Source organism: uncultured Rhodospira sp., assembly GCF_937138205.1.
Lineage (GTDB): Bacteria > Pseudomonadota > Alphaproteobacteria > Rhodospirillales > Rhodospirillaceae > Rhodospira.
Genome location: NZ_CAKZOT010000030.1, coordinates 1 through 9,369 on the forward strand (window position 1 = coordinate 1; position 9,369 = coordinate 9,369).

Below are 9,369 nucleotides of genomic sequence, written 5' to 3' on the forward strand. Positions count from 1 at the left end.
TCTCCGCCTCCAGACGCACCCTACGACGGCTGCGAACAGGATCATGACTCGTCATTGCGAACCCTCGTCGGAAGACGAGGGTGAAGCAATCCAGGGCGTAGTGCGCCAGTATTCGCCCTGGATTGCCCCAGTTTTGGTTTTTGGGCTTCGCTCCTCGCAATGACGAGCATAAGTGAAGGTGTGTGAATCGGATCGCTGTGAGACACGGATCGTCTTTCTCGTCCCGGCGCGGGCCGGTCACGCGTAGTCCATCAGGATCTGGCCGGTCTTCACGCCATCACCTTCCGCGACCCGCAGCGCCTTCACCGTGCCCGGGTGGCCGGCGACGACGTTGGTCTCCATCTTCATCGCCTCCAGCACCATGATCAGATCGTCCTGCTTCAGCTCCTGCCCGATCTTGACGGCGATGCGGTTGACCACGCCGGACAGCGGGCTGCGGCAGACTTTCTCCTCGTCCACCGGCGCGTCCTCGGCGGCGCTCGCCCCGGATGTGTCGGCCGCCGCCGGCCCAGCCGAAGAGCGCACCGTCATCGGCGGCGCGTGCGGCGGCAGGTATCCGGGCCGGGGCGCGGGCCGGTCCTCCTCCAGCACCTCGACGTCGAGGTCATAGGTCTTTCCGTCCAGGTCAATGCGCAGTTTCACGGCCGGAACTCCTGTAGGGGTCGGCGGGGCTCAGTGTCCCCGGTTAAACTGGTGCGAGGCCTGGATGGCGGCGCGCCCGTGACGCGCCCAGGCGGGGGCGCCGTCCGGGCCCGTCCCGACGCGGCGCGCCGAGCGGATGCGGACGCGCTTGCCCAGGTAGGAGGTCACGGCGGCCGCCAGCATGACCAGGGTTTCCGGATCCACCTCGGCCTCCAGGTCGTGCTCGGTGGCGCTCTGTCGGGCCTCAAGCGCCGCAAGCTGTGTCTTCAGCGCGTCGATCTCGCCGCGCATGTCATGGCGCAGACTCTCGACCGCCGCCATCACATCATCCAGGGTCGGTTTGGTCATGCCTCTCGCTCCTGCCGGCCTCGGGAGGGCGCCGGGCGTGTTGTGGGGGTCGGGCAGCTCACAGCGGGATCAGGCCGTGTTTCTTGGGCGGGCGCGTCTCGCGCTTGGTGCACAGGCTCTCCAGCGCCTGCCCCAGGGCGCGCCGGGTCTCGGCCGGCTCGATGATGTCATCCACCAGCCGTCGCCCGGCGGCGACATAGGGATTGGCGAAGGTGCCCCGATAGAGCTGGATCATTTCGGCGCGCTTGGCGGCCTGATCGTCGGCCTCGGCGATGGTCTTGCGGAAGACGATCTCGGCCGCGCCCTCGGCGCCCATGACGGCGATCTCGGCCGACGGCCAGGCCACCACCCGGTCGGCGCCCAGGGCCTTGCCGCACATGGCGAGATAGGCGCCGCCGTAGGCCTTGCGCAGGATCACCGTCAGCTTCGGCACCGTGGTGGCGGAGTAGGCGAACAGCATCTTGGCGCCGTGGCGGATGATGCCGCCGTATTCCTGCTCGACGCCGGGCAGGAATCCCGGCACGTCGACGAAGGTCACCAGTGGAATGTTGAAGGCGTTGCAGAACCGGATGAAGCGCGCCGCCTTGTCGGAGGCGTTGATGTCGAGCGCGCCCGCCATCGCCGCGGGCTGGTTGGCGACCACGCCGATGGATCGGCCCTGGAGCCGGGCGAAGCCGATGACGATGTTGGGCGCATAGCCGGCCTGGATCTCCAGCAGGTCCCCGTCATCGACACAGCGCGTGATCACGTCGCGGACATCATAGCCGGCCTTGATGTCGGCCGGCACGATATCATTGAGCGCCGGGTCGGCCTCCAGCGGCGCGTCGAAGGGCAGGCGCGGCGGATCCTCCAGGTTGTTCGGCGGCAGGAAGCTGAGCAGCCGGCGGCACTGGTAGATCGCGTCGGCGTCGTCGTCGGCCACCAGATGGACCACGCCGGACCGGGTCATGTGCGCGTCCGGCCCGCCGAGCGCCTCGGCGCTCACCGTCTCGCCGGTGACCTGCTTGATCACCTGTGGGCCGGTGATGAACATCTGCGCCTGACGGGTCTGGATGATGAAGTCCGTCAGCGCCGGGCTGTACGAGGCGCCCCCGGCGCACGGCCCGCAGATCAGCGAAATCTGCGGCACCGAACCGGACAGCATGACGTTGGTGTAGAACACCCGGCCGTAGCCGGTCAGGCTGTCGATGCCCTCCTGCACGCGGGCGCCGCCGGAATCATTGATGAACACGAACGGCGAGCCGGTCTTGAGCGACAGCTCCATCATCTCGGCGACCTTGAGGCTATGCACCTCGCCGGCGGCACCGCCGGAGACGGTGAAGTCCTGGCTGGCCAGATGCACCACCTTGCCGTCCACCCGGGCGCAGCCGGTGACCACGCCGTCGGCCGGCAGGTCCCTCTCGGCCATGCCGAGCGCCGTGGCCCGGTGTTGGGCGAACAGGCCGATCTCCTGGAAACTGTCGGGATCAACCAACTGTGCGACGCGCTCGCGCGCCGTCATCTTGCCGGCGGCGTGCTGCTTCTCGATTTGCGCCGGGCCACCGCCGCCCTGGACGCGCGCCCGGTTGGCGGCGAGGGCGGCGATTTTTTCCTCCATGCCTGCCGAGGGCGACGGGCCCTCCTGCTGCTTTGACATCAGGTGTTCCTCTCCCCTGGAGTGGTCCCTTGCGACCGGGCGGGTTCCGCCCGTTTCGGATTGCCGCACCGGTCAGGCGGCCGGGGAGACCCGGACCTGATGCTCCCGGCCGTTCAGGGTGACGACATAGGTCACGGGGTCCTTCCGCGCCTCGCCCCCGGACCCGGCAGCGGCCCCGGCGGCGGGCGCCGGGGCGTCCGTCGTGCGCGAGGCCTCCGGGTCCTTGGCCTGGGTCTTCGGCCCCTCGTGGCGGGTCTTGAAGAACTTGGTCGAGACCTGCGGGAACATGGCGTAGGTCAGCACGTCCTCGTCGCTGCCGTTGTTGCCCTCCAGGGCCTCGGTCTCGGCGCGCAGCTTGTCCCACTCCGGCGCCAACAGGTTGGCCGGACGCTCGGTGATGGCCGGCTTCTGCTGCTGCGCCTCGGCCTGCGCCAGCACCTCGGCGTTCTTCTCGCCCTGGGTGGTGCCATAGTAGCCCAGCATCAGGTCGGCGAACTCGCTGGTCATGGTCTTGTAGCGGCCGGTCAGCACGTTGAAGACGGCCTGGGTGCCGACGATCTGGCTGGACGGCGTGACCAGGGGCGGATAGCCGGAATCGGCGCGGACGCGCGGCACCTCTTCCATGACCTCCTGGACGCGGTCGCCGGCGCCCTGGCCCTTCAACTGGTTCTCCATGTTGGAGAGCATTCCGCCGGGGATCTGGCTTTCGAAGATGTCGGTGTCGATGACCGTGAAGTCGCTCATGAAGTGGCGGTAGCGCTTGCGCACCTGGGCGAAGTGATCGCGCACGGGGCGGATGCGCGCCAGGTCCAGGCGCGTCTCGTAGCCGGTGCCCTCCAGCATCTCGACCAGGGCCTCGGTCGGGTTGTGCCCGGAGCCGAGCGACAGGGAACTGACGGACGTGTCGACCACGTCGCAGCCGGCCTCGATCGCCTTCATCAGGGAAACGAAGGTCACCCCCGTGGTGGCGTGGCAATGCAGGTGGATGCGGGTGTCCTCGCCGCAGGTCTGCTTGATGCCGCGCACCAGGTCATGGGCCGGCTGGGGTTTCAGCAGCGCGGCCATGTCCTTGATGCAGATGGAGTCGGCGCCCATGTCCTTGAGCCGCTGGGCCATCTCGACGAAGGCCTCGGTCGTGTGCACCGGCGAGACCGTGTAGCAGATCGTGCCCTGCGCCTCCTTGCCGGTACGCTTGACCGCGTCGATGGCCGTCTTCAGGTTGCGCAGGTCGTTGAGGGCATCGAAGATTCGGAACACGTCCATGCCGTTCTGGGCGGCCTTCTCGCAGAAGCGCTCGACGACATGGTCCTGGTAGTGGCGGTAGCCGAGCAGGTTCTGCCCGCGCAACAACATCTGCAGGCGGGTGTTCGGCATCAGCTTGCGGAAGGTGCGCAGCCGCTCCCACGGATCCTCGTTCAGGTAGCGGATGCACGCATCATAGGTGGCGCCGCCCCAGCATTCCAGGGACCAGAACCCGGCGTTGTCCAGGTCCTCGCAGACCGGGACCATGTCCTCCATCGCCATGCGCGTGGCCATCAGGCTTTGGTGGGCATCCCGAAGGATGAGTTCGGTGACCTCGATCCGACGTCCCATCAGTCCGCTCTCCCTCGCTGCTGTCGTCCCGCCCCGGGCGCCCGGTCGCCGACGCGATCACCCGCCGCCACGGCCTGTGCGCCGCGCCCGCGCCCCGTCTGATGGCGCGATTTCGAAGTCCATATGGCCCGTGGGCCGTTGGTCACAAGACCCATGCGGAACCGGTTCGTCCGATTTTGTCGTGAAACGGCCAAGGACGCCGCCGAGGCGGCCAGTCGCGCCAAGTCGGACTTCCTGGCGACCATGAGCCACGAGGTGCGCACGCCCCTCAACGGTGTGATCGGCATGGCCGAGTTGCTGACGGAAACGAAGGTCGACGAACAGCAGCGCCGGATGGTCGAAACCATTCACCAGTCGGGCAACGCCCTGCTTTCGGTCATCACGGACATCCTCGACTTTTCGAAGATGGAGGCCGGACGCTTCGACCTGGAGACCGGTGTGTTCCCGTTGGCCGAGGTGGTGGACAGCGCCGTTCTCATCGTCGTGCCGCGCGCGCGCAAGAAGGCGCTGACCCTGACGGCGCAGGTCGCGCCAGAGGTTGCGGGGCAGTACGTTGGCGATCGCAACCGGTTGCGGCAGGTGCTGTTGAACCTGCTGAGCAACGCGGTCAAATTCACGCTGGAGGGGGCGGTCACATTGACGGTGACGCCGGCGCCGGATGCCGTCGGCCTGTGTTTCTCCGTCGAGGATACCGGGATCGGCATCCCCCCCGAAAAGCGCCCGCTTCTGTTCCAGGAATTCACCCAGCTTGATCCGTCGCCGGCGCGGCGGTTCGGCGGAACCGGCCTGGGCCTTGCGATCAGCCGGCGGCTGGTGGAGATGATGGGCGGGACCATCGACGTGGACAGCGTGCCGGGGCGGGGCAGCCGCTTCTGGTTCACGGTGCCTCTCACGCGGGCATTGGAGCTCGAGGCTGGTGACCACCCGGCGCCAGGCGCGGCGCTGGGGCCGACAGAGGCCGCGCCGCGCCCGGCCGAGTCGACCGTGGTTGTTCCGCTCAGGCCGGCCCCCGCGCCAGAACAGGGAGGCCCCCGCGTGCTGGTGGTGGACGACGAGGCCGTGAACCTGCGCGTCATCAGCGAAACCCTGCGCGACCGGTGTTTCGTCGAGACGGTCAATGACGGGCCGACGGCCCTTGCCCGCCTGGCCCGGGATCCGTTGCCGGACCTGGTGCTTCTGGACGCGATGATGCCGGGCCTTGACGGGTTCGCCGTGTGCCGCGGCATCAAGGCCGATCCCCGCACCGAGGACGTGCCGGTCATTTTCATCACCGCCATGACACAGGTGGAGACCGAGATGCGCGGGCTGGCGGCCGGGGCGGTCGATTACGTCACCAAGCCGATCTCGCCGGGCGTGCTGCTGGCCCGGGTCAACACACACTTGTCGCTGTGCGAGGCGCGCAGGGCGCTCGCCGACCGCAATCGGGACCTGGAGCACCGGGTCGAGGAGCGCACCCACCAGCTTACCACGACCCAAGACGTGACGATCCGCGCCCTGGCCTCCCTGGCGGAAACGCGCGACAACGAAACGGGCAACCACATCCGCCGCACCCAACACTACGTCCGCGTGCTGGCCGAGGCGTTGGCGGACCACCCGCGCTTCGCCGCCGTTCTGGACGACGAGACCATCGACCTTCTGTTCAAGTCCGCCCCGCTTCATGACATCGGCAAGGTGGGCATTCCCGACTCTATCCTGCTCAAGCCCGACCGTTTGACCGACGACGAGATGGAGATCATGAAGACCCACGCCGCCCTCGGGCGCGATGCCCTGCGGGCGGCGGCGAACGGCGGCGGACCGAACCAGACCGACTTCCTGCGGCTGGCCTGCGACATCGCTGGTGGTCATCACGAGAAATGGGACGGCACGGGCTACCCGGACGGCCTGTCGGGCGAGGCCATCCCCTTCGCCGCGCGCCTGATGGCCGTGGCCGATGTCTACGACGCGCTGATCAGCGCCCGCTGCTACAAGCCGGCGTTCCCGCATGAAAAGGCGGTGGCGATCATCCGCGAAGGACGTGGTACTCAGTTCGATCCCGCCGTCGCCGACGCCTTTCTGGCGCGGGCGGACAGCTTCGCCGCCATCGCCGCCCGCTACAGCGATGCGTCTGCTGCGACAGCAGACGCCGGCAATCGGCGTCGCGTCTTTGGGTCGGCGTAAGGCGGCCGCGATCACCCCAGGTTTGCCACGATCGAACCGAACCCTGGTTCGCGCCACCCTGCCCGTGATCCGTGGGGGGACCGGGCGGGCGAGGCGAGAGCCGGATCGGATGTCTCCACTCCTGGCTTGATCCAAGAGATTCATTATTGTTACGATTCCGACGTGACCGAGCCGGGAGGATCCTCATGCGCATGGTCGCCGTCATGGCGTTTGCCGCCAGCCTCGTTGCCTCCTCATCGGGGGTCGCGGACGAGGCACACCCCCTCGGGGCGCCGCGCGATGATCTGGCGCGGTTCTACGGGATCTACGGAACGCCGGGAGACGAGTTCGGGCGCGACTACCTTGTGGCGCCCGCGGAAGCGCCAATGGGGCGTGACCTGCGGATCCCGGAGGGTTACCTGATGATCGTCGCGCGCTGGGGCGACGTGGCGCCCTGGTACATGGCGGCGACGGGCGACACCCGGTTCGAGCGCCGCATGCGAGGGGACTTCGGCAGCGCCGCGGTGGTTTCATTCGAAACAGGGCCGGACGGCCGTGCCGAGGCCCTGATCCTCGAAACCAGTCCCGATGATCGCGGCCGTCTGGACCGTTTGGACGATCTCTCGGACAGCAACTGAGCGCAGGAGACTGCGGCATGGTAACGCGCCGGCTCGCCGGCCGCGTTCCCGAGGGAGCGCCCAGGATCAGCGGACGGGAAGGGCCACCATCCGTTCACTGGCCGGCAGGTACCGTCAGGCGGCGCGGCTGGCGGCGGGCTTCGACCTGACGGAACGGCAGACAGCCACGGCGCGCCTGCTGCTGGCGGGGCGCTCGACGGCCGACATCGCCGCCGACTTGGGCATCCGCCTCAACACCGCCCGCCGCCACTGTGAGGCCGTGCTGGAGAAGACCGGGGCGGGGCAGCGGCACACGCTGGCCGCTCCCACGATTGAACCTCCTCAGTCTGGCGTTCAAAAAAATGTGGAACGTGTCTGACTCGCCGCGACGGTGTTGGTCCAAATTTTTTGCGGAGCTGCGTCGTCGTCGGTCCGTTGATCTGTGCCGAGCGGGGTGGCGCGGCCCCGGGTGTCTCAAACCCCAAGCCGCGCCACCCTCGTCTCGCTGCCAAGGCTGGCGGTTTCATATGCTAGCGGGACGCCCGTCAGTGGGCGTGTTCGGGTGGTTCGAACAGGATCAACTCGACCCGTTCGGCGCCGTCCACATAGGCGTCGTGGCCGGGCGGGATTTCGAAGAAGTCGCCCGCTCGCAGGACCGTTTCGGTGTCCGTCTCGACCATGCGGACGACCAGCGTGCCCGACAGGCAGTAGCCGATGTGCCGCATTGGACAGGAGTCGGGCGAGCCGAGCAGCGGCTTCTCGTTGGTCTCCCAGGTCCAGCCTGGCTCGAACACCGCGCGCATCCCCGCGGCACCGGCGGTGAGTTTCACAATGTCGATGCCGCCGTGCTCCTTCATGTCAAGCGTTTCGTCCGGCGCGTCAAAGCGTCTGACCTCAATGGCGCCACAGTGAAGAGTGGTCGTATCCATGATGTCCGTCCTTTCAGAAACGTGGGGTGTCACTCCGGTGCGCCCTTCATTGCGTCGATCGGATCGACGACCGCGATGGACGGTGTGCATCGCGTGGTGGACAAGGCGGACCGGACTATGGGGTGGTTCATCGCTGTCCTTCATTCGGGTCGCGGTCCGGCCGCGATACGGCCGTGCGCTCACCCTGGCAGGCCGCCTTGCGCCGTCTCCAGTCCACGAACTGTACCGGGGGTTATTTTTTTTATCGCGTTCCCAGGTGCCGCAGAGGAGGCGCGTATGGGAGAGCACCGCTACAGGCAGTTCTGTCCGGTGGCCATGGCGGCGGAGGTGTTGTGCACCCGCTGGACGATGGTTCTGCTGCGCGAACTGGTGGCCGGGTCAACCCGGTTCAACGATCTGCGCCGCGGCGTGCCGCGCATGTCGCCCACGCTGCTGGCCAAGCGCCTGCGGGAACTTGAGGCGGCGGGCATCGTTGAGCGCCATCCCGCCCCGGACGATCCGGGGCACCAGGCCTACGCGTTGACCGAGGCCGGACGGGACCTGAGGCCCGTGGTCGAGGCCGTCGGGGCGTGGGGCCAGAAATGGATCGACTCCGAGCCGAGCCTCGACAACATCGACCCCGGTCTTCTGATGTGGGACATGCGGCGCAATCTCGACCCCACGCCGATGCCCGACGCCAAGACCGTGATCGCATTCCTCTACACCGACCAGCCGGACGACCGGCGCGAGTGGTGGCTGATCGTCGAGCCCGGTGCGGAGGTCGACCTGTGCTCGGTCGACCCGGGCTTCGAGGTCGATCTGTTTGTCGAGACCGACCTGCGATGCATGACGGCGATCTGGATGGGGCTGACCACCGTGTCCCGGTCGGCGGACGACGGAGAGCTGGACCTGACCGGTGACCGCGACCTGGCCCGCCGAATGCAGGACTGGCTTGGTCTCAGCCCGTTCGCGGGCGAGCGGAAACGCGTGCCATGATCACGCTCCACCGCGGCGGCCCCCACGGTTACGTTCACGGGAAACCAGAGAGGGCGATGACACGACAGGCACGGTCCTTACCCTGGGCGGCCCGTCCTCCAGTTTGGGGTCATCGAGCACGGTGTTCAGAGTCTGCAACAGGGTCTGCCCGGCGCCGTCGATCACGTCCAGGGTCGATCACGTCCAGGTAGGTGCGGCGTGTGCCCGGTTCGGCCGTGCGCAGCAGGTCGGCGGCGCCAAGCACAGCGTGAAGAGGGGTGCGGATGTCGTGGCTCGTGGTGGCCAGAAAGCGCGACATCTGCCGTTCCGCCCGCCGACGCGGACAGCCCGCCGACCTCCCGGCCCTGCGGACCTGGGCGGTGGCGGCGACGCGCAGACAGCCCGTTCCCGCCCCGGCCTGACGGTCCAGGAGGCGGAGGCGGTCCCGCGCAACGCGGATTGATGCTCTGAGAGATCATGAACAACGCCGCGAGAGTAGGTCCGGAAATCGCCT

At 67.9% G+C, this 9,369-nt stretch carries 10 protein-coding genes; 4 read left to right on the forward strand and 6 right to left on the reverse strand.

The genetic code is table 11. From position 1 onward, the window contains the following. Window positions 1-237: 237 nt before the first annotated feature. From Q0309_RS03175 to Q0309_RS03190, 4 genes are all read right to left on the reverse strand, one after another. Window positions 238-642 (reverse strand): acetyl-CoA carboxylase biotin carboxyl carrier protein subunit, encoded by a 405-nt coding sequence (locus Q0309_RS03175; RefSeq protein WP_299437376.1) that lies wholly within the window; start codon window positions 640-642, stop codon window positions 238-240. Between the two features lie 30 nt (window positions 643-672). Further along, window positions 673-990, reverse strand: a complete 318-nt coding sequence (locus tag Q0309_RS03180; RefSeq protein ID WP_299437378.1) for a hypothetical protein — start codon at window positions 988-990, stop codon at window positions 673-675. A 58-nt stretch (window positions 991-1,048) separates the two neighbouring features. Then, window positions 1,049-2,626, reverse strand: coding sequence for a carboxyl transferase domain-containing protein (locus Q0309_RS03185; protein WP_299437380.1), 1,578 nt, complete (start codon window positions 2,624-2,626; stop codon window positions 1,049-1,051). Window positions 2,627-2,698: 72 nt separating this feature from the next. Further along, window positions 2,699-4,219 carry a methylmalonyl-CoA carboxytransferase subunit 5S gene (locus Q0309_RS03190; RefSeq protein WP_299437382.1) on the reverse strand — a complete coding sequence of 507 codons (1,521 nt, stop codon included), beginning with the start codon at window positions 4,217-4,219 and terminating at the stop codon, window positions 2,699-2,701. A 153-nt stretch (window positions 4,220-4,372) separates the two neighbouring features. Here Q0309_RS03190 and Q0309_RS18565 point away from each other — a divergent pair, with 153 nt between their 5' ends. From Q0309_RS18565 to Q0309_RS18570, 3 genes are all read left to right on the forward strand, one after another. Then, a complete protein-coding gene (locus Q0309_RS18565; protein ID WP_366940554.1) occupies window positions 4,373-6,376 on the forward strand; it encodes an ATP-binding protein in 2,004 nt (667 codons plus the stop codon). A gap of 185 nt (window positions 6,377-6,561) precedes the next feature. After that, window positions 6,562-6,993, forward strand: a complete 432-nt coding sequence (locus Q0309_RS03205) for a hypothetical protein (RefSeq protein WP_299437384.1) — start codon at window positions 6,562-6,564, stop codon at window positions 6,991-6,993. Next, complete coding sequence (locus tag Q0309_RS18570; RefSeq protein WP_366940555.1) at window positions 6,944-7,351, forward strand: LuxR C-terminal-related transcriptional regulator; 408 nt, start codon at window positions 6,944-6,946, stop codon at window positions 7,349-7,351. Before Q0309_RS03205 ends, Q0309_RS18570 begins: the two co-directional genes overlap by 50 nt. A gap of 166 nt (window positions 7,352-7,517) precedes the next feature. Here Q0309_RS18570 and Q0309_RS03210 read toward each other — a convergent pair whose 3' ends face one another. After that, window positions 7,518-7,901, reverse strand: a complete 384-nt coding sequence (locus Q0309_RS03210; protein WP_299437386.1) for a hypothetical protein — start codon at window positions 7,899-7,901, stop codon at window positions 7,518-7,520. Between the two features lie 276 nt (window positions 7,902-8,177). Here Q0309_RS03210 and Q0309_RS03215 point away from each other — a divergent pair, with 276 nt between their 5' ends. Further along, the gene (locus Q0309_RS03215; RefSeq protein ID WP_299437388.1) at window positions 8,178-8,876 is read left to right on the forward strand and encodes a helix-turn-helix domain-containing protein; all 699 of its coding nucleotides are present in this window, start codon (window positions 8,178-8,180) and stop codon (window positions 8,874-8,876) included. Window positions 8,877-8,985: 109 nt separating this feature from the next. On the opposite strand, the gene Q0309_RS18575 is transcribed toward Q0309_RS03215, so the two are convergent. After that, entirely contained in the window at window positions 8,986-9,174 is a 189-nt protein-coding gene (locus Q0309_RS18575) for a histidine kinase dimerization/phospho-acceptor domain-containing protein (protein ID WP_366940556.1), read from the reverse strand. Between the last annotated feature and the right edge of the window lie 195 nt (window positions 9,175-9,369).

Coding starts and splice junctions, on each gene's coding strand:
- Q0309_RS03180 (WP_299437378.1), bottom strand. CDS start 990: ATGACCAAACCGACCCTGGATGATGTGATGGCGGCGGTCGAGAGTCTG.
- Q0309_RS03185 (WP_299437380.1), bottom strand. CDS start 2,626: ATGTCAAAGCAGCAGGAGGGCCCGTCGCCCTCGGCAGGCATGGAGGAA.
- Q0309_RS03190 (WP_299437382.1), bottom strand. CDS start 4,219: ATGGGACGTCGGATCGAGGTCACCGAACTCATCCTTCGGGATGCCCAC.
- Q0309_RS18565 (WP_366940554.1), top strand. CDS start 4,373: ATGCGGAACCGGTTCGTCCGATTTTGTCGTGAAACGGCCAAGGACGCC.
- Q0309_RS03205 (WP_299437384.1), top strand. CDS start 6,562: ATGCGCATGGTCGCCGTCATGGCGTTTGCCGCCAGCCTCGTTGCCTCC.
- Q0309_RS18570 (WP_366940555.1), top strand. CDS start 6,944: ATGATCGCGGCCGTCTGGACCGTTTGGACGATCTCTCGGACAGCAACT.
- Q0309_RS03210 (WP_299437386.1), bottom strand. CDS start 7,901: ATGGATACGACCACTCTTCACTGTGGCGCCATTGAGGTCAGACGCTTT.
- Q0309_RS03215 (WP_299437388.1), top strand. CDS start 8,178: ATGGGAGAGCACCGCTACAGGCAGTTCTGTCCGGTGGCCATGGCGGCG.
- Q0309_RS18575 (WP_366940556.1), bottom strand. CDS start 9,174: ATGTCGCGCTTTCTGGCCACCACGAGCCACGACATCCGCACCCCTCTT.